The following is a 25,805-nucleotide window of genomic DNA, read 5'->3' as shown; positions in this document are numbered from 1 at the left end:
CCCGCCGGCCGGGTCGACGGACACAGCGGGGGGCGGGCGGACCCGTTTGGGCCTGTGCTCGGTCACCTTCCGTGGGCTGCCCGCCGCCGAGGTCGCGCGACGCGCGGTCGACGCGGGCCTGGAGGTGGTTGAGTGGGGTGCGGACGTGCACGCGCCTGCGGGGGAGCCCGACACGGTCCGCGCGGTCCGTGAGGTCTCCGACCGCCACGGGCTGGTCTGTTGCTCGTACGGTTCGTACTTTCGCGCCACCCCCGCCGAAACGGCCGGGTTCCCCGCCGTCGCCCGGGCCGCCGTTCTGCTCGGGGCGCCCCGGGTACGGGTCTGGGCGGGCGGAATCGGATCGCGGTCCGTCACCCCGGACCAGCGGCGGGAAACCGTGCGCTGCCTGCGCGAGGCGGCCGGGATCGCCGCGGACCACGGCCTGGAACTCGCGACCGAGTTCCACGGCGGAACGCTCACCGATACCGTCGCCTCGACCGTCCGGCTGCTGGACGAGGTGGGCGCGGACAACGTCCGCACGTACTGGCAGCCGCCGCTCGACGTCCCCGACGAGCAGGCGGCGGCTGGCCTCGCCGAACTCGGCGACCGGGTCACCGCCGTGCATGTCTTCTCGTGGTGGCCGGCCAACAACCGGCTGCCGCTGGCGGATCGCCGGGACCTGTGGGTCGCAGCCCTCGGCCGCCTGGCGGGCCGGGGTCTCGACGCGCTCCTGGAGTTCGTCCCCGGCGACGACCCCACCGTGCTGGCACGCGAGGCCGAGACGCTGCGGCGCGCCGCGGACCAAGCCTCCTCGATCCGACATGGTCGACCGTGATCCGGCGGGTCGCCGGTGAGGTGCCCGGTCGCCCGCCCACCCACCGACACGCCAGGACGGCAGGCATGCATCCCAACGACGACGACACGTTCCTGTTCATCGGCGACTCCATCACCGACGCGGGCCGCGACCGTGCGGATCCGGTATCGCTCGGCGGGGGATACGTGCACGAGATCGCGCGGACCCTGCGCGAGCGGGCGCACGACGGACCCGGCCCCCGCATCGTCAACAGGGGGATCAACGGCAACCGCGTGTACGACCTCGAATCCCGCTGGAGCACCGACGTCCTGGACCACCGGCCCACCGTCGTCACGGTCAAGATCGGCATCAACGACACCTGGCGACGCTACGACCGAAACCTGCTCAGTCCGGTCGACGAGTTCGAGGCGTGCCTCGACCGCCTGCTCGCGATCACCGCGCGGAAGCTGTCCGCACGGCTGGTCGTCATCACCCCGTTCCTGCTTCCGGTCGGGCCGGACCAGGAACGCTGGTTCGAGGACCTGTCGCCGCGTACCGACGCCGTCCTGCGGGCAGCGGTGCACAACGGAGCCCGCGTGGTTCGCGCAGACCTGGTGCTGCCCCGCGCGGCGCAGGACCGGGAGCCGGCGGAACTGGCCCCGGACGGCGTCCACCCGAGCCCGCTGGGGCATCGGCTGATCGCCGACGCTTGGCTCGCCGAGGTCGCTCCCACGGCCCCGGACGCAGGGCGGTAGCAGCCGGGCTGCTGCGCCGTGCCGGCGCGGAGCAGGGCCTGCCGTGCCGCGGGGACACCGCCGCGATCCGCGGCCCCGCAGCGCCTTACGAGCTCGGACGCCGGGTTCGCCGCGCCTGTGCCGTCGAGTCGCGGACGACCAGCTTCACCGGCAGGGTCATGGGCTTGCCGGTGCGCGGTGCCGGCTTGCCGCGCGAGGACAGCAGCGCGTCGACGGCAGCCTTTCCCTGGGCGCGCAGCGGGGCGGCGACGGTGGTCAGCCCGGGCCGGACGATGCGGGTCGGGAAGATGTCGTCGAAGCCGACCATGCTGACGTCCTCGGGAACCCGGACGCCGCGTGCCTGCAGGGCGAGCATGGTCCCGATCGCCAGTTGGTCGTTGTAGGCCACGACGGCGGTCGGCAGGTCCTCGGGGAGCGCGTCGGCAGCTTCGCGACCACCGGCGACCGTCGGCGGGAACGGGCCCACGCGCTGCACCCGCATGTCCAGCCCGGCCGCCGCCTCGCGCAGGCTCCGCAGGCGCATCCCGTCCGCCCATGAGGCCTCCGGACCGGCCACGTAGGTCACCGTGCGATGACCCAACCGGGCCAGATGTTCCGCGGTCACGAGCATGCCGTGCGGGTTGTCGAGGGTGATGCTGGGGACGTCGGCGACGTCCCGGTTGAGGACGACCACCGGCCGCTGCTTGGCGGTCATCCGGATGGCCGAGTCCGACAATCGGGTGCCCGCCAGTACGAGTCCCTCGACGGCGGGCAACGCCCTTTCCAGACTGGCGCGTTCCACCCGGTCGGACTCCTGGGCGTCGATCAGCAGGAGGACGAAGCTGGCCTCGGCGGCGGCGGACTCGGCTCCCCGGATGATCTCGGCGTAGAACGGGTTGGTCACGTCGGAAACCACCAACGCGAGCATCGACGTGCGGCCGGTGGGCAACCCCGACGCCAACGGATTGACGCGGTAGCCGAGCTCCGCGGCAACCCGCCGGATGCGTTCCGCGGTCGCCGCGTTGACCCGGCCCGGCCTGGCGAACGCCCGGGACACGGTGGACGCGGCCACCCCCGCGGCCCGGGCGACGTCGTAGATCGTCGGCGCCTTGCTCCCGCCGGTTGCGGCGGTCGGTGCGCCGTCACGCTCGCTCACCCGATCTCACTTCCGTTCGCGCGGGAATGCCGCAGGTCCGAGGCGGCGACACCGGGTATCGGACGACCCTATGGCTGCCCATGGGATGGGAGGGAGCGCACTGTACCCCGTTTCGACACCGCCACCCGGCGCGCGGTCGTCCGGGTGGGCGCCCGCGGCCGTGCCGGCGGATTCAGGCGGACTCAGGCGGACTCAGGCGGGTTCGGGGGCGAGCGTTTGCGGGGTGGGGGCGCTGGAGGTCAGGCCTGCCTGGTGGGCGGCGGTGGTGGTGGCGGCAAGGACGGTGTGGACGGGAAGGCCGAGACGGGCGGCGAGGGCGGCGGCGGGGGCGAACTCGGGCGTCGCCTGGAGGATCCTGCCGCAATGGTGGCCCACCTTGACGGGGAGGCTGCTGCCGAGGACGTCCACCTGGGTCCAGCCGCGTTGGAGTTCGGTTTTGCGGACCGGCCGTTCGCGTACGCCAAGGGTGGTGGTGAGGCGGAAGACGGCGTCCCGGAGGGGGCGGGCGTCGTGCGGTGGGCACAGGACGGAGAGCGTGTGCGCGGGGCGGCCCTTCTTCATGAGGATGGGGGTCAGCCAGGCGTCCGAGGCGCCGGCCTCCATGAGGGACGCCAGGACGCTGGGCCATGCGCGCGGGTCCAGGTCGTCGATGTTGGTTTCCAGGACGACGGCTTCGGCGGCGTCGAAGGCGGAGTCGAGGGTCGTGGCCGGGGCCGGGGTGCCGAGGAAGACGCGGGTGACGTTGGGGCGTCCGGGGGTGTCGCGGCTGCCGGCGCCGATGCCGGTTCGCTCCAGACGCAGGTGCGGCAGGGGGGAGCACTCGCGGGCCAGGGTGGTGAGCAGCGCCATGCCGGTGGGGGTGGCGAGTTCGCCCTCGCCGCCCGCGAACACCTGCCACCCGGCGGCGAGTTCGGCCACCGCAGGGACGGGGACGGGCAGTTCGCCGTGGGCGGTGGTGACCCGGCCGACGCCCAACGCCACGGGACCTGCGGTCAGATCGGTCACGGCGAGGTCGTGCAGCGCGGCACAGACGCCCACGACGTCGGCGATGGAGTCCCAGGCACCCACCTCGTGGAAGTGCACCTCATCCGTTCCGGTGCCGTGTACGCGTGCCTCGGCGACGGCGAGGCGGGCGAAGGCGGCGAGTGCCGAGGCGCGGACCGGATCGGCCAGGGGCGCCTGCTCGATGAGGCGGCGAACATCACGCCACGTCCGGTGTGCGTGGTCGTCCGCGCTCGGCGTCACGTGGATCCGCGTCGCTCGCATACCGGCGCGGATGACCTGGGTCTGCGCGAGGCGCACCTCGCCGGGCACCACCGCCTCCACCGCGGCACGCACGGTGCTCAACGCGGCCCCGGCGTCGACGAGGGCGGCGAGCAGCATGTCCCCGGCGATGCCGGCGGACGCATCGACCCACGCGGCCCTCATGGGCGCAACCGATGCAGGACCTCGCCGGCTTGCGGCACGACGAGGGTGTCCGGGTCGGCGGCGAGCGCCGCGAAGTCCACCGCGGAGGGGTCCAGATGGCCGAGGTTCGCCCCGCGGACGACGTCCTCGGGAATGCCGGTCGCGAGGGTGACGGTCAACCGGCAGCGCTCGCCGTGCTCTTCGTCGTAGGTACCCGCGCCGCGCAGGTGTGTGGAGTGCGCCAGGACGCCCCAGTGCAGGTGCTTGAAGCGGTCCCACTGCTTGGTGAAGTAGTCGCGGCAGTGATAGCCGATCTCCTCGATCTCCGGGTGCATCGCCGAGATCGTTCGCACGTGCGGCGCGTACAGGACGACCTCGCCGCCGTCCGCGACGACCGGTTCGAGCTTGTAGAAGCCCTTCGCCGCGGTCCAGATGTCCTCGTACTTCTCCGGGATCACGGACACCACACGCCGCACGGGGGCGTCGAGGTAGCGGACGTGGACCTGCGCGGACACGTCGGCCGCCGCCGACCAGGCCGCCTCCGGGGTCCCGTACGCCATCGAGTGCAGCGCCCCGGTGCCGGATTCGACCACGACGCACAGCGCGCGCCTGCGGCTCGGGATCAGCGCGGCCGCCTCGTGGATCAGCGCGCGAACCGGGGTGATGCCGCGCGTTCCGATGATCTCCGCGCTGGTGATCAGGGCCCCGAGCCAGTGCGACAGGTCGATGATGTCGGCGCCCGCGACGCCGGGGAAGAAGTACTTGTCACCGCCGGAGAAGCCGACCACTTCGTGCGGGAAGACCGGGCCGACGACCAAGGCCACGTCGTGGTCCACGACGGCCCGGTTGAGGCGCACGTCGACCTCCTGGCGCAGCAGCCCGCCGGACAACTCGGCCACGCGCTCGGCGCCGATCGTGCCGACCGAGGCGAACGTGGACGGCTCCCACCACTCGTGGTTGAGGACGGTCATGCCCGGCAGCGGCGGGACATGGGCGGCCAATTCGGCCTCGCCCATCGGCGCGTGCGTACCCAACGCGACAAGCACCGTCAACCGGGAGACCCGGCCGTACAGCGCCTCGTGCACCGCGGAGAGCAGCAGCGGAAGCGGGCAACTGCGGGTGCCGTCGGGTACCACCAGGCATACGCTCCGGCCGTCGAGATCCTCGTCGGCCAGTTGTTCGGCGACGAAGGCTCGCACCCGGGCCTCGGGAAGGACGGCGTCCGGCCCGCCGATCTGTGCTGTCATGGCGGCCAGAGGACCATGGCGTCGGACGCGGTGCAAGTGCCCAGGGCAACACATGGCAACCGGTTGCCGCGCCGGGCCGACGGCAGCGAACATGCCGTCATGCCAAGCCCCCACTCCGACCGACCACTTCCCGTCGCCCCCGGTGTGCGGGCTCTCGCCCGGTGCCGGTACGAGACGGTGCGCGACCTGCCGATCCCGTCACCGCACCGGCTCGACCGGGACGGGGCATTCGAGGCGGCGGCGGAACCGGTGGGCGTCAACCCGCGAAAGGTCTTCGAACTGTGACCGCCCAACCCGCGACCCGACCCCTGTCCCGCGCGGTGGACGGGCGCCCCGCCGCGCCGGTGCGCATGCTCCACCTCGGCCTGGGCGGCTTCTTCCGGGCCCACCAGGCCTGGTACACCGAGCACGCCGGCGACGCCGACCGGTGGGGGATCGCGGCGTTCACCGGGCGCAGCACCGCGATCGCCGAGCGGCTGACCGCCCAGGACGGGCTCTACACGTTGGTCACCCGTGCTCCCGACCGCGACCGCTTCGAGGTGATCGGCTCGCTCACCTCGGCGCACTCCGGCGGCGACCACGCCGCGTGGCTGGAGCACTGGCGGCGACCGGAACTCGCGGTGGTCACCCTGACGGTCACCGAGGCGGCGTACACACGCGCCCCCGGGGGCGGCCTGGACACCCGACGCGCCGACGTGAGTGCCGATGTCGCCGCACTCCGCGCCGATCCGAACGCCCCGGTCTCGACCGTCGCCGCGCGGCTGCTGGCCGGGCTGGCCGCCAGGCGGCTCGCGGGCGGCGACCCCGTGGCCGTCGTGCCGTGCGACAACCTGCCGGGAAACGGCGAGGTCACCGCACGGGTGATCGGCGAACTGGCGGACGCGATCGGGCGCCCCGGATGGCGCGAGGCGGCCACGCACGCCTCGTACGTCGGCACCATGGTCGACCGGATCACCCCGTGGACCACCGCGGACGACGTGGCCGCCGCCACCGACGCGACCGGGCGCCGCGACGAAGTCCCGGTCGTCACCGAGCCGTTCACCGAATGGGTGCTCGACGGCGAGTTTCCGGCCGGGCGGCCGCGCTGGGAGGACGCCGGTGCCCGCTTCGTCGCCGACGTCACGCCGTACGAGGAACGCAAACTGTCCCTGCTCAACGGCGCCCACTCGCTGTTGGCGTACGCGGCGCCGCTTCGCGGGCACGCCACCGTCGCCGAGGCCGTGGCCGATCCGGTCTGCCGGGTCTGGGTGCGCGAATGGTGGGACGAGGCCTCGGCCCACCTGGACTTCCCGGAAACCGCGCTGGCCGGCTACCGGGACGCGCTGACGGCCCGCTTCGCGAACCCGCGCATCCGGCACACCCTCGCCAAGATCGCCGAGGACGGAGCCCAGAAGATCCCGGTGCGCGTGCTTCCGACGCTCTACGCCGAGCGGACGTCCGGGGCGATGCCGCCCGGTGCGCTCCGCGTCATCGCCGCGTGGCTGCTGCACCTGCTCGGAAGCAACGGGGTCCCGGTACGAGACGCCGCAGCCCCCATCCTCACCGGGTCACCGTCCGACGCCGCGCACGCCGTGCTCGCCTTCCTCGATCCCGTCCTCGCCGGAGACACCGAACTGGTCGAGGCGCTCACCGCCCGCGCCTGGGAACTCACCTGACCGAGGACATCGAGGTGCCCGGCGCCGAGATCGGGGCGCTCGCGGGCGACCCGCGCGAGGCGGCTCCGGCGATGCTCCGTGCCGCCGGGTTCCGGAGGGTCGCCGTCGATCTCGCAGGCACGCAATCGGGTGCCTGCACGCTTTCCCTGATCGGAGTTCGCCATGGCTGAATCGTTCGCACGTCTCGACCACGACCGGATCGACCGGAGAGGATATCCGGAGGCGATCTTCTGCGAGGGCAAGACCCCGGAGCAGGTGGGCGCGATCGCCCGCGAGCTGCGCGAGCGCGGCCGGGCGGTGGCCCTGTTCACCCGCGCCGGCCCCGAGCACGCGCGGGCCGTCCTCGCCGAACTGCCCGACGCCCGGCACGAGTCGGACGCCCGGTTGCTGGTGTGGCCACCCGAACCGCCCGCTCCGGAGGGAGGTCTCGTGGTCGTGTTGGCGGCGGGCACCTCCGACCTCCCGGTGGCACTCGAGGCCGAACTGACCGCCCGCTACCTGGGACGGCGCTGTGAGCTGGCCGTGGACGTGGGCGTTGCCGGACTCCACCGCGTGATCGGCATGCTCGACCTGCTGCGTTCCGCCCGGGTCGTGGTGGTTGCCGCGGGCATGGACGGCGCGCTGCCCAGCGTGGTGGCGGGGCTGATCGCCGCGCCGGTCGTCGCGCTGCCGACCTCCGTCGGCTACGGAGCGGCCTTCGGCGGCCTGGCCCCGCTGCTGTCGATGCTCAACGCGTGCAGCCCCGGGGTCGCGGTGGTCAACATCGACAACGGCTACGGGGCCGGGCACCTGGCCGCGCAGATCGCGGCGCCTTTCACGCCGGCGGCCGGCGCCCCATAGTGGGGTCGGACGGTCGGGAATGCGCCCCGCTTCGTGGCCGGCTATCCCCAACGCTTGGCCCAAGTCCTCGACGGGCCTTGCCGATCGGCGCTTGTGCCCGCATCGGCGCGCACGAGTTCTCTGCCCACAAGCCCTCGCACGCAAGCTGCTGTTCACAAGCCCCTGCTCACAAGCCCCCGCACGCGGGCTGGGCTCTCGCGGCAACACATGACAACCGATTGCCGTGGCCTCCGGCTGCGGACAACCATTCGGAGTATGCCCTCCTCACTCCATCCCGACCGGCTCCTGCCCGTCGACGCACAAGCACGCGCCGTCGCCCGCCGTCTCTACGAAGCGGTCCGCGACCTGCCGATCCTGTCGCCGCACGGTCACGTGGACCCTCGGTTGCTGGTCGAGGACGAGCCGTTCAGCGATCCGGCGAGTCTGCTGATCTCCCCCGATCACTACGTTACGCGCCTGCTGCACGCCTGCGGTGTCCCGCTGGACGAACTCGGGGTAGGGCAGGGGCCATTGCCCGAACAGCAGGCCCGCCGAGTGTGGCGCACGATGTGTGCGCACTGGACCGCCTTCCGAGGGACCCCCGTCCGCTACTGGATGGAGGCGGAACTCGTCGAGATCTTCGGCGTGACCGAGCGGCCCGCCGCCGCCACGGCCGACCGGATCTACGACCGGATCGCCGCGCGGCTGGCCGAACCGGCCTTCCACCCGCGGGCACTGTTCCGCCGCTTCGGCATCGAGGTGCTGGCCACCACCGACGACCCCGCGGACGACCTGGCCGCGCACCGGGCACTGGCCGCCGACCCCGAGTGGACGGCGCGAGTCGTCCCCACGTTCCGACCCGACCGCTACCTGGAACCCGGTCAGGGTTGGGAAAAGGCCGTGGCGCGCCTGGGCGAGGCCGCGGACATCGACACCTCGGACTACGACGGCTACATCCGGGCGTTGGAAAACCGACGACGCCACTTCATCGCGCACGGCGCCACCTCCGCCGACCACAGCCACCCGGACGTGGGCACCGAACCGCTGACCCACGGCGAGGCCGCCCGCATCTACCGGGCCGCCTTGCAGGGCACGGCGAGCGAAGCCGAGGGCGTCGCCTTCCGTCGACACATGCTGCTCGAGATGGCCCGCATGTCCTGCGACGACGGCCTCGTGATGACCCTGCACCCGTCCGTGCGCCGCAACCATCACACACCCACCCACGACCGGTACGGCCCCGACACCGGCCACGACATCCCGCTGCGCGCCGAGTTCACCGACGCCCTGCGTCCGCTCCTGCAAAGGTACGGAACCGCCGAAGGGTTCCAGCTGATCCTGTTCACCCTCGACGAGACCGTCTTCACCAGGGAGATCGCTCCGCTGGCCGGGTTCTACCCCTCGGTCTACGCGGGCGCCCCGTGGTGGTTCCTCGACGCTCCCGACGCCATCCGCCGGTTCCGCCGCGCGGTCACCGAGACGGCGGGATTCTCCCGGACGTCCGGCTTCGTCGACGACACCCGGGCCTTCTGCTCCATCCCCGCCCGACACGACATGTCGCGGCGGCTGGACTGCGGCTATCTCGCCGAACTGGTCGCCGAACACCGACTCGACGAGGACGAGGCGATGGAGACGGCGGTGGATCTGGTCACGGTCAACCCGCGCAGGGCGTTCAAGCTGTGATCACCGCCTCGACCCGAACCCTGAAGGACGCGCACGGAAATCGCGCCCTCCGGGGGCCGGGGCATCACCGGGGCGGCTTGGCGGGCACCTCGGTACGGGTCGGGGTGGACCACACCTGCCCGCTCACCGGACCCAGGTTCCCCTTCGCGGGATCGTCGGGAACCGGAGGTTCCAGCACGGCGCCGCCGTCACGCACCGCGAGCCAGCCGGTGGCCGGGCCGGCGGGACGGCCTTCGAAGGGGCGTCCGGCGGCGAGTCGCGGGTCCACCTGCTCCCACCCGGCGCCGGTGAGCCGCCACAGGCCGGACGAGGAAACCGCCTTGCAGGGTTGGTCCGCCGACATGGAGTACCCGGACATGCTCGCGTAGAGGGTGTCGCCGTTGAAGAACACCTCGTCGAACATCTGGCCGGCGGGCGGCTCGGGCTTCGCGATTTCCTTCAGATCACCTCCGCCGAGCACGTAGACGCCCTCCGGCCGCCCGCACGCGGCCCAACCGGTGACGACGGCGATCCGTTCCCCCGTGGCGCCGACCGCGATGTCGGTCAGCACCCGGCCGGCGACCTCGTGCGATGCGCCGACCTGGCCGGAGACCGGATCGACCAGCCACAACCGCTCGAGCGCGTGCGCGCCGCCGGAATCCATCACGACGAGCTTGCCACCGACCGCGCCCTGCAACATCTTCGAACCCACCGCGGCGCGCGGGTACGCGGGTTGCGTCGAGCCGAGTTCGTCGAGCGTGTGCGCGTCGTAGCGGGTGAGCGTGCCGTCCGGGTCGACGCGGAGCACCAGGTCGCCGCCAGGGGCACCGGTGCCGGGATCGGTGACCGTGACGTTCTCGACGAAGGCGGGCAAGGTGTTCTTGTCGGCACACCAGTCGCACGGCTTCTCGACCAGGCGGGTGTCGGGGCCCGCCCACGAGAACAGGGTGCGCTCGTCGGCGCCGAGGAGCAGCGTGTGATCCGCCGACCAGGTGATCCACCGCAGCGGCGCCTGCGGATCCACACGGCGTACCGGGCGGGGCGTGCTGCCGTCGAACGCGAACAGCGTGCCGTCCTGCACGAATGCGGCCTGCGTGCGCCCGGCCGGGCCGGCCGGGCGGGTGGGCGTGGGGGACGGCGCCGTCCGGAGTTTGTCGATCATCCCGGGGATGTTCAGGAACCCGTGGCCGGCGCCTATCTTCGAACGGTCCCTCCAGCTCACCCGGTTGGGGTCGGCGGAGTCGATCAGTGCCCGGGCGATGTCGTCGCCCTTCGCCTGCCGGTTCACGAAGCGGCCGATGGCGGCGGCCGCCGCGACGTGCGGAGCTGCCTGCGAAGTGCCTTTCAGCCACTCGTACTTGCCACCGGGATACGTGGATATCACCGTGCCGTCGTGTCCGACGTTCGGCGGCAGCAGGAAATTGTGCTCGCCGCCCGGGGCGACCAGGTCCACATCGCCGTTCTTCGTGGAGTACTTGGTCACCTCCGAGTCGCCCTTCACCGCGCCCACCGCGACGACGCCGTCCAACGCTGCCGGGACCTGCCGCTGGTCGCTCTGGTCACAATCCCCCGCACTGCCACCGCAGTTCCCGGCGCTGGAGACCAGGACGACGTCGTTGTGCCGGGCGAACTCCACCGCCGCGGCGGCGAACGCCATCGCATCGTGGTAGTCGGGTTGCCCGTAGAGCGCGAGGGGACTGCCCAGGGACATGTTGGCCACATTCGCGCCGTGGTTGACCGCCCAGGCCAGACCGACCGACCACGATGGCCCCCGGTCGTTCGCATGCTTGAGGCGCACGGGTACGTCCAGCACCGACACGCCCGGCGCCACGCCGACGATGCCGCCGTTGTTCCGACGGGCGGAGATGATGCCGGCCACGTGGGTGCCGTGGCCGTCCGGGTCGGGCTCGCCTTCCCCCTCGTAGTGGCGTCGGCCGACGACCGCGCCCGCGAAGTCCGGGTGGGCGGCGTCGATACCGGTGTCGATCACCGCGACCACGACTCCGGTGCCGTCGGGCCACGGGAGTTCGCTGGACTTCTCCGGGACTCCGAGGGCGTCCAGGGCCCACTGGTCTTCACGCTCGTCGTCGGCCGCGTCGGCCTGTGCCGGCGGGGCCACCGCGGCGACGACGACCCCCGGATCCTGCGCCAACGCGGCGCGCCGGGCGCCGACATCGGCGGCGGGCAGGTACTCGGTCGTCGTCGACAGGCATGTGCCGTCGACGCGCAGCACGTCGAGGGCGACGAGACCGGGGGCACCCGGGCCCTTCCCGGGCGCGGCGGCGCAGGAGGGATCAGGCCGCGCGCCGCGGATCTGCGCGAGTTGGCGCTCGTTCAGCACGTCTTCGGCCCGGACCGCGGGACTCGCCGCACCACTGCGCTCGTCGTCGCCGCGCAGCACGACCACCAACACGGTCGCCACCACGGCCAGGACAAGGAAGATGGCCGCGGCGACCAGCGCCCAGCCGCGACGCCCTCCCGGCCGCCTCACCGTTCACCCGTCGCCGGCACCGTCGTCGGGATCATCGTCACCGTCATGTCGTCACCGTCATCGTCGCCCATGCCGCCCCCGATTTCGCCCGCACTCATCGGCCGTCCCGGTCCCGGTCGCCGACGATATCGCGCCACGCGGGGAGTGGGGGTAGAACCGGGTCCTGGTGCCGCCGGGGCCACGAGTCTTCGGGGTGGCATGTCGGGGCCGACAGTTGGGCTGTGGCTCTTCGAACGCTGCGGGTTCGAGGACATCCTGGCCGGTGTGGTCCCGTGGTTGGAGACCTTCTGCGAACCGGTGGAGACCAAGGCCGGCGGCGAGGTGGACTTCCGGGTGCGTGACGGTTCCGCCCTGGGCCTGCGGGCCTTCGATCCCGCCGGCGTCGGCGTGTTCTTCCTGTCGGAGGACGAGGAGGTGCCTGCGGCGGACGAAGTACGCGGGGCCAAGTGCCCACACTTCCGACGCGGAGCCACGTGCCCGCACACCCGGCGGGCCCAGGTGGCCCACACACCCCCACGCGGGGCCAAGTGCCAACCCACCTCCACGCGGAGCCACGTGCGCGCACGCCCCGGCGAAGCCGCGTGCACCCGCGAAGCCCGCCGCCCGACCCGCCCCACCGAGGTCTCCCATGCACGCCGATGCCCCACCCCGGCCGGCCACCGGGCCGCCCACGCACACCGCTCGCCCACGACGACGCGTCGGCCCACGTACTGCGGTGCGCCGCCTACGAGTTCGGCCTGACCACGGCGCTGCTCCTGCTTGTGGTCACCACCGTGCGATGGCTGCTTTCCCCCGACTCGCCGATCGCACTCGAAGACCCCGACCTCGCATTCGCGGTGATCGGCGCGATCGTCGGCATACTCCTGACCGCGCTGATCCTGTCCCCACCCGGCCGTCGCTCCGGCGGCCACCTCAACCCGGCCGTCGCCGTCGCCCTGTGGCGCCTGGGCGCCTTCCCCGGCCGAGCCGTGCTCCCCTACCTCGCCGCCCAGGCAGCCGGCTTGCTGACCGGCGCCGCCCTCGGCGGCCTCCTGTGGGGCTCCTCCGCCCGTCGCTATCCGATCGCCTACGCATCCGTGGCCGCCGACCTCGGCTGGACGACCATCGCCATCTGCGCCACCGAAGCGGGCGTCATGCTCGTCGTCGCCCTCATGCTCGGCGCCCTCCCGACCCGCCCGCGCCTGCGCACACTGCTCCCGTACGCAGTCGGCCTGACCGTCGCCCTGACCATTGCACTCCTGGCCACCAAAAGCGGCGGCTCCGCCCACCCGGCCCGCCAACTCGGCCCGGCCCTGCTCTCCGGCCACACCGCCAACCTGTGGCCCTACCTCCTGGCCCCACCGGCCGGCGCCCTCCTTGGCACCGCCCTACACGATCGGCTCACCCCAACTCGCCCACGCCGTTCGGTAGGTGGTGCCTTGGCCCGGCGGACCGGACCGGGACCGGATATCCGGTGTCCGCCCGCCTCATGAGGACGCATGATGGTGCGCATGACGTTGGCCACCCCCATACTGCACACCGCTCGCCTGCGACTGCGCCCCTTCACCGACGCCGACACGGAGCCCCTCTTCGCGCTGCACAGCAGCACCTACGTGATGCGCTACTGGGACTCCCCGCCGTGGCTCGAACGGGCCCGCGCCGAGCGGTTCATCAAGATGTGCCGGAAGATGGCGGACGACGGCACCGGGGCTCGGGTGGCCATCGACCGTGCTTCCGACGGGGCCTTCGTGGGCTGGTGCGGTCTGACCGCATGGGACCAGGACTATCGCAGTGCGTCGTTGGGCTACTGCCTCGCCGATGCGATGTGGGGCCACGGCTTCGCGACGGAGGCCGCGCACGCCTTGTTGGAGTGGGCGTTCGACACACTGGACCTGAATCGGGTTCAGGCCGAGACCGATACGCGCAACGGGGCATCCGCCCGGGTCCTGGAGAAGATCGGATTCGTGCGCGAAGGGACGCTGCGGGAAGACTGCGTCGTGAACGGTGAGGTATCCGACTCGTGGGTGTTCGGTTTGCTCAGGCGAGAGTGGCGGCCGTCGGCCGTGCCATCCGGCCCTGCCTCCAGGCCGTGATCATCGGCTCGATCAACACCCGCGGCTCATCCGACAAATCGCTGGGGTACGGCTCTCGTCTCCTGCCCCGCATCTCGGCATGGGCGTGCCCAGAGGGCGGTCGAACCTGACAATCAGTACCACGATCGAGCGATCACGAGCCGAGGAAGATCGGACTCAACGTCCGCTCAATAGTCGTAGGAGGCTTCCTCGAAGCTATCCGGGTCGGTGACCCAGCCTGCGTTGAGGACGAGTCGAGAGGTGCGGTGCAGGGCGAGGAAGGCGAACGGGCGATCGAAACGGACGCTGATCTCGCGGGTCCGGAAGGGGTGGCGCAGGATGCCGGCAGCGAGTCCGGAGAAGGCGGTGACGGCTGCGGAGCGGAAGCCACGCGCGCCGAAGGTCGCCGTCATGGTCTGCGCGGCTTGCTGGATGGCCAGGGGTTCGGCGCTGATGCCGGGGAAGTGGTGCTGTGAGACGTCCGTTGCCGTGCGCAGGCCGAACAGGTCGGCGTGGGCGAGGAGGTCGTGGTGGGCTTTGACGGTGAACGCGACGGTATCCACGTGGAGCGTGGGTTCGCCGTCGACACTGGGGACGCGAGCCACGGACAGCCCCGGGCCAGGGGCGCCGTCGGGGAGGCGATCGCCGGGGACGGTTGCCCGTCGGTTGTGAAGTGTGGCCACGGCGGCGGCCAGTACCTGGCCTGCGGTGGCTTCGGGTGCTCCGAGGTACAGGTGGACGTCGATGCCGTGGGCGCCGACGACCTGAAGTTCGGTGAGGGGGCCGACCGCCGTGTCCGCGACACCGACACGGTTCAGGAGAGCGGAACTTCGGGACAGGCCGGCCAGGACTCTGCCGTACCAGGGCCCTGTCTCGGCTTCGAGTACACCTGGGACGAAGGGTCGGACCCAGTCGGTGCGGAGGGTCAGGGCGCCGGCCGACACCAGCCGAGTCTTGTCGTTCACCGTGATCGGCATTGCGTCGATCTGCCCGTCCGTGCACTTGGCCGCCCAGGCGTCGAGGTGCAATCGGTCGCGGGCGGGGTCGCCGGTGAGTTGCCCGTGTATTTGGGCGGGCACTTGGTTCAGCCAGGCCGGTTCGATGGGCAGGGTGTCGCGAGTGAACAGGCCCAGGGCCATGCTCAGGCCACGCATGGCCCCGAAGGTGGAGAGCAGGTCTCGTGCCGCCATCGCGGCGTCGTCCGCCGGGACGCCGAATGCTGCCGAGAGTTCCTGCCGGGCGGGACCTGCGGCACCGGCGGCGAGGAGACCGAGCAAGGGCCACACTCCGGCTGCGGCAAGTACCGTGCCTTCCTCGGGCAGGGTCGCGGCGGCCCAACGTGCGGTCAGTCCGTTGACGGCTTCGACCGTGCGGTGACTGACCATGCCTGCTTGCCCCTTCGTCGCTCACGGATCCCCGCGAGAGTAGAGCAGGAAGCGTCGACCGGCGAGCGCATTGCACGTCGCGGTCACTCGGGGACCGACCCGCGGCCCGGGCCAGGCAAGACCCGGGCCGATCTCCAGGGTTGCGATCGGCGGCTCCTCGTCACGAGATCCGGGCCTGGGAGTGCAGGTGTCTTGGCACAAGCAGAGCGGTGTGAACGTTCGGAATGTGGAGTGCCGGGGAGGCCACCGGGGTCATCTTGCCCGCGACCTTGAGTGTGGTCACCGAGGCCGCCCGGGGCGGGCGTTCGCGTTCACGGACTCCGACCCCGACCCCGACGCGGCGCGGACGACTCACCTGGCCCCGGATCGCCCGAGCGGCGGCCGAGGGCGCAGCCCGAACACCACTGAGGGTTTCGCAGCCGAACTTCCGGCACATGTCGATGAGTTCGCGGCCCTGCTCGCTCTCGGCGGGGACACGACCTCGCGAACTACTTCGATCAACCGGGTACGGCGCGGCGGGGCGGCATGCGGACCGCAGAGTTCGCCGGGCCGCATCGTCTGCACAGTGAGAGGGATGCCGATGCCGGATCATGGGGCAGCCCCGACAAGGACAGCCGTCCGCCGGATCACAGCCCGAAGCCGCCGGCCCACCCCAACCCGGACGGCCGACACCCGAACCACACGCGTCCGACGTCGCCTCGCGGTGCTCACAGCCGGCAACCCGGCCCGCCATCGCCGTTCGGAGCGGCTCGGACGCGTGGAAACGAAGTCGCGTCAGGAATGCCGCTGTTGCTCGAAGTAGGGGGCGAGGACGGACACGATCACGACGCTGCTCCCGTCCGGCCGGGGCGCGTTCGTGATGGCCTGGGCGTCGATCTGCGCGGTCGTGCTGGTCGTGGAGCGCACGTCCGTGGGCCGCAACCGGGAGTGGAAATAGGACGACCGGCCCACGTCCCAGAACTGCGCCCGCAGACTCACGCGGGACGGCAGGACTGCGTCGATCTTGCACGCCGTTTCGTAGCCGACCGGCGTGGCGGAGGCGTCGACGGTGGGTGACGCGGGCGCGGGGCATGGCGGCGTATCCGGATTCACGGCACCCGGCTCGGTCCGGAACCAGCCGCCGGCTTGCAGCGCGACGGCAACGACCGTCGCGTTCTCCGCCCGAGGACCGTCGAGCACGTACGCGCGCATCACCTCGCGTTCGCAGCGGACACCGCTCCACCTCCCGCCCCCGGACCCGAAGAACGCCGGACCACGGAACTCACTGCCACACACGTCCGACACCGCCTCGGCGCGGCGCTCGGCGCGCCCGCCCATGGTCTGTTCCAGCGTCGTGTACACGGCCTCGACGTCCCGTACGGCCGTCCCTTGGGCCGCACGAACTCCAGGGGCGCCGGCCACCTTGTCGACGTCGGGCGCATCCGGAGTCTTCTGGTTTTGCGCGAATGAGTAGAGGCCCCACGCGATGAGGCCGAGTAACACGAGAAAGACCAACGCCACCGCGCCCAGGAACCACCTGATCACGCGCTTCGCCATGGAATTCATGGCGCCATCGTGGCTCATGGCCCCGGCCCCCGGCTCCCGGCTCACCGCACAACAGATCCGAATGGGACAGGCGCCCCCTCGTCTGCGCGAGGGTCGGCGGCGCCGATGCACGGGCGATTCATCTCATTCATTCCATTCGTCGAGTGGCTCCTGAAGTTGGGGGACAACGAGACAGACCTCGCGTCGACGCCTGTCGGCGGGATGTGTCGGGGCGGGTGCCTAGGCTCGCCTGTGTGGACTGGATGCGGGACGAGGAGTATTGGCCGAACAGGCCGCTGAATACGCCCACTTCGCTGCTCGCGGTGACATGGCGGGTCTGGCGGACGCGGTGATACGGGCCGCGTGCCGCAACGGCACCATGACCGGACCGGGCATCACCGGCACCGCGTGGTTACGCGCGTTACCCGACGAGCACCGGCGCGAACTCGCACGCATCTGGGCCCACCGCCTGACCACGTCGCCCGACGACCGGCACCACGAAGACCCGCGCACCGAGTTGCTGATCGTGGCGAGCAGCGTGGTCCGCGGGCTCGACCCGGACCTGTTGTCCGACGAACGCCGCGCCCGGCTGCGAATACTCGGCGGAAGTACGTCTACCACGTGCGGAGGGTCTCGCGGCGTTCGGCGGGGTCCTCGATGACGTTGAGGACGTAGGTGAGCAGGACGACGTCGGCGGGGGCGACGGGGGCGTCGGGTCGGTAGTGGGGGGTCCAGCCGTCGGCGGTGATCCGCATGTCGTGCAGGGCGCGTAGGTCGCCGCCGCGGCCGCACCCGTAATCCAGGACGCTGGTGTGGGGGTGATCGGTTGGTCGGCGACGACCTGGCGGGCGCGGACCCATAGTGCGGTGCGTGCGATGGCGGTAAGTCGGCGGTCGCTGCCCCACGTTCGTGCCACGCATTCCATCCCGGCCCATGCGCGCGGTGGGTGTGCGGGGCCGGGTGTTCCGGGAAGGTTGCGCCGCGCGCGGGGCGGGTCGGCGGCCGGTAACCGGATCAGTGGTGTCGGCGGCCTCGCGGTGGGGGTGTGTCAGCCTCGGACGGTGAGTGTTCCCGGGACTCCGGGGCTGCCCGGGATCAGGCGGGCGGTGGACGGCCACGGGCCGCCGCCCTCGGTGATGCCGCCGTAGGGGACGGCGATGGCGCGGGTGGCGTGTTTGTTGTGGGTGAAGACGAAGAGGGCTCCGGCGCCGGAGTAGTAGTCGGAGCCGCTGGCGCTGCCGTCAGGGAGGTCGATGCGGTCGCCGGTGGCGGTTTCGATGTCCTTGCGGGAGGCGCCTCGAAGAAGACGTAGACGTTGTCCCAGGTGAAGGTGGTCAGGTCGCTGAGGGCGCCCTCGCGGCCGTGTTCGCCCAAGTCCTTGATGCCGGTGACGAGTCGGTCGTAGGCCTTGCCGTCGTTCTCGACGCCGACGTTGCCCGATTCCTGACTGCATGCGGTCAGGAGGAGGCCGAGGATCAGCGCGAGGGTCGCGGCGGCCGTGCGGCGGCGGTTCAACTGACCGTCGATCCGTTGTCGACGCCGCTGCCGGGGTCGTAGCCGTTCTTTTGAGGCTGGTCGTTCGGGGGGCCGGTGGGCGGGGCGCCGTGGGCGGGCACGGGTGGGTCGGGTTTGGGGATCACGGTATTGCGGCCGATCTCTTCCTGGTCGCTGAAGACGAGTTCGTGGTTGCGGTCCAGGACGACGGCGCGTCCTTCGCGGATGGCGCGGTCTATGTGGTCGGCGAGTTCGGCGGGTGACGCGTTGGGGTGTTCCTGGGCGATGCGGCGGCCGAGGTCGTTGTTGTACAGGTCCATGGCCTCGCGGTGGCCCGGGTTGCCGGTGAGTCCTTCGTGCGCGGTGGTGTACTTGGCGGCCCAGTCGACGCCGAATCTCTGGGTGAGCAGGGCGTTCCAGTAGGTGTGGCGGAAGGCGTCCTGGTGGTCGTCGTTCTTGTCGTCGGAGGTGAAGCGTTTCTCGGCTTCGGAAAAGGCTTCTTCCCTGATGTCGCCGAAGTCTTTCTGGGCGAGCCGGCCGAGGCGGTCGAGGAGGTCTGCCTCGGTGCGGGTGACCTGTTGTTGGCCGGTGACGAAGCCGACGATGCCGCCGGGCCATTTCGTGGTGCCGCGGGGGTCGTCCATGGCCTGGAAGGTGGTGAGGATGTCGGCGCCGTTGCCGTCGCGTCCGAGGGTGGCGTGGGGGTTGAAGGAGTCGTCGCGGGCGCTGATGTCCTGGTAGATGTCCCATTGGGCGTCGTTGTCGGCCTGGGTGGCCTGTGCGAGGGCCTGGCCGACGCGCCAGGCGAAGTCCTGGGCGCGCCTGGTGTAATCGACGTTGATCTGGGCGGCGGCCCAGCCGTCGCCGGCGGCGGACAGGGCCTGGGCGACGTCGTCGGGGATGCGCCAGTCGACGCCGCCGTCCTCGCGGACGGTGAACCCGGGTGAGCGGGAGATCTCGTCCAGGACGGCGCGCAGGGCGGTCTGGGCGGCTTTGAAGGCGTTGTGGGCGTCGGAGACGGCACGGGACAGCGCGGCTGCCTCGGCGGCGGCGAGGCCGATCTGGCGCTGGGTCTCGGCGAGGCGGGCGCGGGCGGTGTCGGCGACGGAACCGCTCCAGCCGGTGAGGCCGGGGGAGTTGAGGACTTCGGCCTGGTGGCGGTCGGACAGGCCCTGGAGTTTGGCGCGGACGGTTTCCCAGGCGGTCGTCGTCTCGGTGAGGAGGTCGACGTTCGCGTCCCGGACCTGGGTGAGGGTGAGCACGCCGCGACATCGCCGACCTGTACAAGGCCGAACACACCCTGCCACTGGCATTCTCCCTGCACAGGTCCGACGACCCCGAGGGCGAGGCTCGCCGCTCCTTCCGCGAGAAGCTGCGCCTGGTCAAGCTGCTGCCGCGGATCGTCGCGGACGTACAGAACCTCCTGGACCCCGACGCGGACACCCGCGAACGCCTGGAGGACGCCGAGGACTCGGTCGCCGAGATGGCCAACCTGTGGGACCCCGAGCGCGGCTGGGTCGCGGGCGGCATCAACTACGGCGAGACGGAGGCGTCGTGACCTCCCTGGTCGTGCTCACCACCACCGCCGTCCCCGACCACGTCCGAGGCGGCATCAGCCGCTGGATGATCGAGACCGTCCCCGGCACATACGTGGGCATGCTCAGCGCCCGCGCCCGCGACGAGGTCTGGGACCTGGTCAGCGAGTCGGTGGGCAAAGGCGCGGCCGTGCTCATTCACCCGGCCCGGACCGAACAGGGCTTCACCATCACCACGGCAGGCGAACGCCGCCGCGTCCCGATCGACTTCGACGGCCTGACCCTGATGGCGTTCAACCCGCTGGAGCCCCGAGGCGAGGTCGATCCGGGAGAGACCGCCGGGGGGCCTTAGCCCGTTCACAGCCGCCGGCCCACCGACACCACACGAGGTTCGGCCGATCTCGCAAACGTGTCACCGCCCGCGCAGATGCGCCGGATCGTCGTGTGTGGGCGCGACCGGACCGGTTGTCTCCGGACGCGCGGTCCGGCCTTGCCCCTGGTCAGGGGATCGCGTAAGTGCGGCGCTACCGGAGCTCCTGCCCGTGCGCGAGGCCGCGACTCTGGTCACGGTGACGCCTTGGACGTTCTGCACGACCTGGCTCGGGGCACGGTCCTGGCACGACAGGGAGCGGGCAGAGGTGTCGGCGAGCACTGGGGTTGCCTCAAGTACTGCCAGGCGCTGGGGAACGACGGCGGTTTCTTGACCCTGCGCGAAGAGGGACAGGACCTCAAACGCCACTACCGAGCGGTGCAATCGAGCGGTGCGATCGGGCGAACCGAGCGTGGGATTCACGCTCGCGGTAGTCAAGCAGGTGCTCGCCGAACGCCATCCGGATCACGCAATACCCGTCGTCGACGCCGACGCGGCGCTCCAAGCGGGCTGGGCCTTGACCGCCGCCCAGGCCCGGCAGAAGGCGAAGGACGTAGAAGGGACCTGGACGCGACACCGTCCTCACTTCTTCGTCGAACTCTGGAAGGTCGGGGAGCCGTCCAGGGTGGTCCTGATCGTCTGCAAGGACAATCACAGTTGCCGCAGCACGGTGGCCGATCAGTTGTCGACCGCCTCCTCTCATCTGGAACGGGTGCAGATAGGCCCCTGGAACGCCGTCTCGGGGTTGGTGACCAGCGTCGAACTACTGAGCAAGGCGGGCCTGTCCTCCAGTCCTCCAAGCCCCGGGCGACGGCACGCTGTAGTACGGAGCACGGCCGATCACGAACCTGCGGTCGGGCCCGAGCAGCAGAACCTTCGAACCGGGAGGGGGGTGAGCCGCGGCGCGCGAGCCACGTCGTAAACACGTCAGCGAAGTCCCCACGCAGGTGGGGGTGAGCCGGGGGAGGGCGAAACCCTTCCCCAGACGCGCCGACGTGGCCAAGGCCCTCGCCGGCCTCGGGTGTCCGGGCTTCGGGCCCGCCCCGACCGGTCGTCTCACCGGCGGCTACCCGGCGGAGCGGTCTCGGTCGGCGTCCCGGTCGGCGTCCCGGTCGTGGGTGGCGGGCGGCCCACCGCCGCGACCGGTGTAGGCACCGTAAATGGCCCCCACTCCCGCGCCCATGACGACCAGGGAGTCCGGAGCGAGGCCACCGACCAGGACGAGGACGACTCCCGCGGCCAGGACCGCGAGGAAGACGAACCGATCGATCCCCGCACCGTCGTGCAGGCCCCTGCGCCTGGGCTTGTCGTCGTTCATGGTGTTCTCCCTTTCGGTTCACGCCCGCCACGCGGCACGAAGACCCGGACGAGCGGCCGCTCCTTGCGGCGATCCCAGCGAAGCGGCGGTGCTCGTGTTGCCGGAAGAGCGACGAGGTGTTGCCGTGCCGCCACACCACGGATTCCGTCGAATCGGGCAGGATGGGCAATGAAGAACCGCGTCGACCCGGGGGAGTCGTATGGACGCGCACGCTGCGGAGGAAGGTCGTCTGCTCGGCGGGATAGGCATCTTGGCCTGTGCACCGCATCACCGCGCATTCGTGCTGTGGGCCCGCATGGTGTGCATCGACGGCGGGTGGGAATCCCTCGCCGCCCTGGACCGGGCACTGGCCCAGGGCAATCCCCCGCACGAGCCCTACGGACGCAGCGAACTCTCCCGCATGCTCCGCGGCGAACGCATCGCGAACAAGACGGACTTCGCCGAACGCCTGTGCGCCGCCCTCCACCGCACGACCGGGGAGGACGTCCAAGGCCGGACGGCCGAAGGCCGCAGGCTCTTCCACGAGGCGACCCGCGACTCCCACCCCGACCGCTACCAGGCCTACCTCCTCGGCGAGCAACTCGCCGCGATCGACGCGGAACTCACCACCCGCACCGAACAGGCCACCCGCCGGGAAGGCGAACTCCGCACCCGACTGGCCGCCCTCGAACACGATCGCGACGCCCTCGCCGATCAACTGCACGCCCCCGGCGAGGCAGCGGGCACGACAGCCGACACGAACACACGCCTGCACGCGCTCGAGGAGGAGAACACCCGCCTGCGCAGAGCCCTCGACGCCGCCCGCGCCGACCTGGAACGGGCCGAGGAGACACACCGTGGCCTGCTCGACCTCCTCCGCCGTGCCGAACAGGCCGCGACCGACGAACGCGACCTGCGGCTCGCCGCCCAAGACGACGCCACCGCCCGGATCGCGGCCCTGCGCCTGGAGGCACGCGAGTACGCGGACCTGCTCACGCCGACTCACGCTGCCGGCACCGGCCCTCGGAGCGAGGCAACGGCGGACCTGCTCACCCCGACACACGCTTCCGGTACCGGCCCCCGGAGCGAGGCTACGTTCGCCTGGGACGACGAGCTTGTCGACGCGGTGGGGGAATGGGGTGATGCGCTTCCGGCAACACCGTCCGAGCAGCCCGTTCGGCACGAGGAGTCGTTCGGGCCCTCGTTTCCCGACGATCCGATCCCGTGCGGGCACGAGTTGAACGGGTGGCCACGGACGATCGGGTACTGGCTGCTGCTGACGGCGTCCGTGTGCGTGGGGATCACCGGCGAAGTCCTGCTGTGGCTGCCGGGCATGGCGGGCTGGGTCTATCCGTGTGCGGGTCTGGCTCTGGTCGCCGCCATCGGTGCGCTGCATTTCCAGGTCAGGGTCGAAGAGGTCCGCCGGAGGTTTGGGCGGCATGTGGCGGAGTGGGTCGACGGGTTGTGGACCATCGCGTGGATCGGTTCGCTCCTGGCGGGCTTCATCGCGAATCCGCTCGTCCGGCTCGAAGGCCGTCTGCCGCTGCCCTGGTAGGCCAGCCGTCACGGTGGAGCGCCGAGAGCCGGCACTCGCACCGATCGTGTCGGCAAACGGCTCGTGGAGCACGGCTTACGGCCGTCAAGTGCTCCCCGACGCCGGAGAGAGAACCCCACGGCCTGTCCCTTCGAACCCTCATGGTCGAGCCGGGACACCGCGATGGGTCTCGACGCCGAACCTTACGGCCGTCAAGTACGTCGGACACGCGGGTAAGCGGCCCGCCGCCGCGTCGGTGCGCCGGGCCGAGGGGTTCGAAGATGTCCCGGCCTGCTCGACGACGCAGGCCCGCCGTTCCGTAGCCACCACCAGGTCCACCACGACCATCCCGAGGTCACCGTCGCCGCCCCCTCGTTGCCATGCAACTCGCCGTCGATCTCGCGGCGTCGCGCGAGCGCTTCGCAACGACGACGACATGGTGCCGGGACATGACTCTGCCGCCGCACACCACCGACGAAGCCCTGGCGCTGTGCACGACTCTCGGCGCCGCCCACCACGAGTTCGTGGGTCGCCGGTCGCCCTGAATGCCGGCCGGCCGCGGTGGTCTCCCGTCGGTCGAGCTCGTTCGTGTCGATCCCGGTCGACCCGCAGTCGTACGGATGGTCGCCGAGGAGGCGGTACGTCACGATCGCTTCCGTTACGGGAACGTGCCCATGGTCGTGCGCTCCTGGTGCGGCCCGATTTCGTTCCTCTAAACGGGTCTCGATGGCTGAACCGGTCTCGATGGCTACACGGCCTCGACGGCGTTGGCCGGCGACGGTCAATAGCCGTCTTCTGCTTGCCGGTTGATGCCGCGGTGGTCCAGGCTTGATGCAGCGTTCGGGGGTGGGAATGCGCACAGTCGCCGGTCGGTACCGGTTGGAGACGCGAATCGGTTCGGGCGCCGCCGGGAGCGTATGGGCGGGCCGCGACACGATGCTGGACCGCGAGGTCGCGGTCAAGATCGTACGGGGCGTGGACGGCATCGACGACCTGCGCGACAGCCGCGCACGGTCGGAGTATCGCTTCGCGGCGCGACTCGAACACCCCAACATCGTGCGGATGCTCGACATATTCCATGCGGACGGCGAACTGTTCCTCGTCATGGAACTGCTGGACGGCGAGTCGCTCGACCACGTCCTGCTCCGACGCCGTCTCGACATCGGCCAGAGCTGCGCGATCGGCGTGGCGCTGGGCACCGCCCTCGACGTCGCACACCGGGCCGGAATCGTGCACCGCGACGTCAAGCCGAGCAACGTCGTCCTCTGCCGCAGCGGCAGGGTGGTACTCCTGGATTTCGGCATCGCCGTGGACTCCGTGGTCGCACGCAGCCGTACCGCCACCGGCCACGTGATCGGCACCCCCCTGTACATGGCGCCGGAGACGATCGCCGGGTACGACATCGGCGCCGGCATGGATGTCTACGCGCTCGGCTGCATCGTCTACCGCATGCTCAGGGGGCGCCTGCCCGAGGAGTTCGACGGACGCAACGTCGCCCGCGTCTTGATGGCCAAGGTCTCCCAGGACATCGCTCCGCTGACTCCCGCAGACGTTCCGGGCATCCCGCAGGCGCTCGTGAGGTTGGTGGGCCGGATGCTGGAGCGCGACCCGACCCGGCGTCCGTCCGCGAGCGCATGCGCGTCCGCCCTCGCCGAGTGGTCCGACGAAACCTCGCTTCGGGGTCTGCTCGTGGACATCGAACACACCACGCCGATCCCGGCGGGCGAACCCTCCGCCGTCGACGGCACGTCCTCCACGCCACGCACCTTCCCGGGGACGACAGGTCTGACCGTAACGGGCGTCAACAATCGGTCCGTCGCCGATTTGGGGGCCGTCGAGAGACCTTGGTGGGCCACACCCGGGCTCAGTCACGCACTGCTGGACGAGGCCGGGCACGCGGAGGCGGGTGCGTCGCCGCACTCCACCTCACGGCTTCCTCGACAACCTTCCGTGGAGCGCATCGACAGTCGCTTCCACGAAGCGGTCGCCCTGGCGAAGCGGGGCGAGCTGTTGCCCGCGCTGCGGTTGCACGAGGACATCGCCGAGTTGCGTGCCACACTCCTGGGCGCCGACCATCCCCTGACACTGGCCAGCCGCTTCTGGGTGGCGTGGTGCGTGGGCGCCCTCGGGGAACACGACCGCGCCGGTGCGCTGTTGCGCGGCGTCGTCGAACAGACGGAAACGACTGCACTGACCGAAGCCACACACACCGCGGTATCCCGGGTCCCGCACCCGACGGGAGCCCGGACTCTGACCTTGCCGGACGGGGGAACATCGGATGCACCTTGAGATCATCGTCGACCACCCAGACCGGGAGGGCGAACTCCGCGCTCTGTACGCGTGGTTGCTGGCAGACGAGCGGCTCGCGTCGACGGGTCCCGAGCTGGCCTCGTCGCGGCCGATCGGGGACGGCGAGATGGGGCCGGGTCTGGACCTCATCCAGCTCGGCATCGACGGGGGCCTCGGGATCGCCAACCTGGCGCTCGCGGTTGCGACCTGGCGCAGAAGTCGGGTCGAACCGCCGTCCGTGGAACTCAGGCGCGGCGAGGTGTCCGTCGTCCTGCGGGGCGCCGACGACGACGATGTCCGGCGCATCATCGCCGTCCTGGACCGATGACACGCCGGAGGAAGCCCACCGGGAACCCGTAGCCATCCGACGTTCACGACAAGGACGG

Annotated in this window: 23 protein-coding genes; 14 read left to right on the top strand and 9 right to left on the bottom strand. The window is 71.3% G+C overall.

Translation table 11 applies throughout. The features are described 5' to 3' along the window. Positions 1-46: 46 nt before the first annotated feature. Complete coding sequence (locus ACZOOI_RS00435; protein WP_465278830.1) at positions 47-814, top strand: sugar phosphate isomerase/epimerase family protein; 768 nt, start codon at positions 47-49, stop codon at positions 812-814. A gap of 65 nt (positions 815-879) precedes the next feature. Next, positions 880-1,527, top strand: coding sequence for an SGNH/GDSL hydrolase family protein (locus ACZOOI_RS00430; RefSeq protein ID WP_465278829.1), 648 nt, complete (start codon positions 880-882; stop codon positions 1,525-1,527). 85 nt (positions 1,528-1,612) lie between these two features. On the opposite strand, the gene ACZOOI_RS00425 is transcribed toward ACZOOI_RS00430, so the two are convergent. From ACZOOI_RS00425 to ACZOOI_RS00415, 3 genes are all read right to left on the bottom strand, one after another. Continuing rightward, the gene (locus ACZOOI_RS00425) at positions 1,613-2,662 is read right to left on the bottom strand and encodes a LacI family DNA-binding transcriptional regulator (protein ID WP_465278828.1); all 1,050 of its coding nucleotides are present in this window, start codon (positions 2,660-2,662) and stop codon (positions 1,613-1,615) included. Between the two features lie 192 nt (positions 2,663-2,854). Beyond that, positions 2,855-4,090, bottom strand: a complete 1,236-nt coding sequence (gene larC, locus ACZOOI_RS00420) for a nickel pincer cofactor biosynthesis protein LarC (protein ID WP_465278827.1) — start codon at positions 4,088-4,090, stop codon at positions 2,855-2,857. Beyond that, positions 4,087-5,316, bottom strand: a complete 1,230-nt coding sequence (locus tag ACZOOI_RS00415) for a lactate racemase domain-containing protein (protein ID WP_465278826.1) — start codon at positions 5,314-5,316, stop codon at positions 4,087-4,089. The genes larC and ACZOOI_RS00415 overlap by 4 nt, the downstream gene beginning before the upstream one ends. Before the next feature lie 99 nt (positions 5,317-5,415). Here ACZOOI_RS00415 and ACZOOI_RS00410 point away from each other — a divergent pair, with 99 nt between their 5' ends. From ACZOOI_RS00410 to uxaC, 4 genes are all read left to right on the top strand, one after another. Beyond that, the gene (locus ACZOOI_RS00410) at positions 5,416-5,601 is read left to right on the top strand and encodes a hypothetical protein (protein WP_465278825.1); all 186 of its coding nucleotides are present in this window, start codon (positions 5,416-5,418) and stop codon (positions 5,599-5,601) included. After that, a complete protein-coding gene (locus tag ACZOOI_RS00405) occupies positions 5,598-6,971 on the top strand; it encodes a mannitol dehydrogenase family protein (protein ID WP_465278824.1) in 1,374 nt (457 codons plus the stop codon). The genes ACZOOI_RS00410 and ACZOOI_RS00405 overlap by 4 nt, the downstream gene beginning before the upstream one ends. Before the next feature lie 162 nt (positions 6,972-7,133). Continuing rightward, entirely contained in the window at positions 7,134-7,811 is a 678-nt protein-coding gene (gene larB / locus ACZOOI_RS00400; protein WP_465278823.1) for a nickel pincer cofactor biosynthesis protein LarB, read from the top strand. Positions 7,812-8,066: 255 nt separating this feature from the next. Then, positions 8,067-9,470 carry a glucuronate isomerase gene (gene uxaC, locus ACZOOI_RS00395; protein WP_465278822.1) on the top strand — a complete coding sequence of 468 codons (1,404 nt, stop codon included), beginning with the start codon at positions 8,067-8,069 and terminating at the stop codon, positions 9,468-9,470. Positions 9,471-9,534: 64 nt separating this feature from the next. Here uxaC and ACZOOI_RS00390 read toward each other — a convergent pair whose 3' ends face one another. Beyond that, positions 9,535-11,940 carry a S8 family serine peptidase gene (locus tag ACZOOI_RS00390; RefSeq protein WP_465278821.1) on the bottom strand — a complete coding sequence of 802 codons (2,406 nt, stop codon included), beginning with the start codon at positions 11,938-11,940 and terminating at the stop codon, positions 9,535-9,537. 198 nt (positions 11,941-12,138) lie between these two features. Between ACZOOI_RS00390 and ACZOOI_RS00385 the strand changes: the two genes are divergently transcribed. Genes ACZOOI_RS00385 through ACZOOI_RS00375 form a run of 3 tightly spaced genes read left to right on the top strand, consistent with a single transcriptional unit; the run spans position 12,139 to position 14,012 of the window. Beyond that, a complete protein-coding gene (locus ACZOOI_RS00385) occupies positions 12,139-12,681 on the top strand; it encodes a hypothetical protein (protein ID WP_465278820.1) in 543 nt (180 codons plus the stop codon). Further along, a complete protein-coding gene (locus ACZOOI_RS00380) occupies positions 12,579-13,412 on the top strand; it encodes an aquaporin (RefSeq protein ID WP_465278819.1) in 834 nt (277 codons plus the stop codon). Before ACZOOI_RS00385 ends, ACZOOI_RS00380 begins: the two co-directional genes overlap by 103 nt. A gap of 18 nt (positions 13,413-13,430) precedes the next feature. Beyond that, positions 13,431-14,012 (top strand): GNAT family N-acetyltransferase, encoded by a 582-nt coding sequence (locus tag ACZOOI_RS00375; RefSeq protein ID WP_465278818.1) that lies wholly within the window; start codon positions 13,431-13,433, stop codon positions 14,010-14,012. A 167-nt stretch (positions 14,013-14,179) separates the two neighbouring features. Here the strand turns inward: ACZOOI_RS00375 and ACZOOI_RS00370 are convergent, their stop codons facing one another. The 4 genes from ACZOOI_RS00370 to ACZOOI_RS00355 form a co-directional block, all read right to left on the bottom strand. Next, on the bottom strand, positions 14,180-15,376 hold the full coding sequence (locus tag ACZOOI_RS00370) for a serpin family protein (RefSeq protein WP_465278817.1): 1,197 nt from the start codon (positions 15,374-15,376) through the stop codon (positions 14,180-14,182). 774 nt (positions 15,377-16,150) lie between these two features. Beyond that, on the bottom strand, positions 16,151-16,966 hold the full coding sequence (locus tag ACZOOI_RS00365; RefSeq protein WP_465278816.1) for a hypothetical protein: 816 nt from the start codon (positions 16,964-16,966) through the stop codon (positions 16,151-16,153). A 548-nt stretch (positions 16,967-17,514) separates the two neighbouring features. Next, positions 17,515-17,655, bottom strand: a complete 141-nt coding sequence (locus ACZOOI_RS00360) for a hypothetical protein (RefSeq protein WP_465278815.1) — start codon at positions 17,653-17,655, stop codon at positions 17,515-17,517. A 756-nt stretch (positions 17,656-18,411) separates the two neighbouring features. Then, the gene (locus ACZOOI_RS00355; RefSeq protein ID WP_465278814.1) at positions 18,412-19,656 is read right to left on the bottom strand and encodes a DUF6973 domain-containing protein; all 1,245 of its coding nucleotides are present in this window, start codon (positions 19,654-19,656) and stop codon (positions 18,412-18,414) included. 292 nt (positions 19,657-19,948) lie between these two features. Between ACZOOI_RS00355 and cas2e the strand changes: the two genes are divergently transcribed. Continuing rightward, positions 19,949-20,281: a type I-E CRISPR-associated endoribonuclease Cas2e gene (gene cas2e / locus ACZOOI_RS00350; RefSeq protein WP_465278813.1), complete on the top strand. Its 333-nt coding sequence runs from the start codon at positions 19,949-19,951 to the stop codon at positions 20,279-20,281. Positions 20,282-20,711: 430 nt separating this feature from the next. Continuing rightward, a complete protein-coding gene (locus tag ACZOOI_RS00345; protein WP_465278812.1) occupies positions 20,712-21,221 on the top strand; it encodes a hypothetical protein in 510 nt (169 codons plus the stop codon). Between the two features lie 144 nt (positions 21,222-21,365). Here ACZOOI_RS00345 and ACZOOI_RS00340 read toward each other — a convergent pair whose 3' ends face one another. Next, the gene (locus ACZOOI_RS00340; RefSeq protein ID WP_465278811.1) at positions 21,366-21,617 is read right to left on the bottom strand and encodes a hypothetical protein; all 252 of its coding nucleotides are present in this window, start codon (positions 21,615-21,617) and stop codon (positions 21,366-21,368) included. Between the two features lie 199 nt (positions 21,618-21,816). Between ACZOOI_RS00340 and ACZOOI_RS00335 the strand changes: the two genes are divergently transcribed. From ACZOOI_RS00335 to ACZOOI_RS00325, 3 genes are all read left to right on the top strand, one after another. Beyond that, a complete protein-coding gene (locus tag ACZOOI_RS00335) occupies positions 21,817-23,151 on the top strand; it encodes a coiled-coil domain-containing protein (RefSeq protein WP_465278810.1) in 1,335 nt (444 codons plus the stop codon). 831 nt (positions 23,152-23,982) lie between these two features. Continuing rightward, on the top strand, positions 23,983-25,419 hold the full coding sequence (locus tag ACZOOI_RS00330; RefSeq protein WP_465281322.1) for a serine/threonine-protein kinase: 1,437 nt from the start codon (positions 23,983-23,985) through the stop codon (positions 25,417-25,419). Further along, positions 25,409-25,747: an effector-associated constant component EACC1 gene (locus ACZOOI_RS00325; RefSeq protein WP_465278809.1), complete on the top strand. Its 339-nt coding sequence runs from the start codon at positions 25,409-25,411 to the stop codon at positions 25,745-25,747. The genes ACZOOI_RS00330 and ACZOOI_RS00325 overlap by 11 nt, the downstream gene beginning before the upstream one ends. Positions 25,748-25,805: the final 58 nt, after the last annotated feature.

Source organism: Embleya sp. L77, assembly GCF_055557415.1.
Note: the sequence above shows the minus strand (reverse complement) of the source record. Positions and strands in the feature narration are given on the sequence as shown.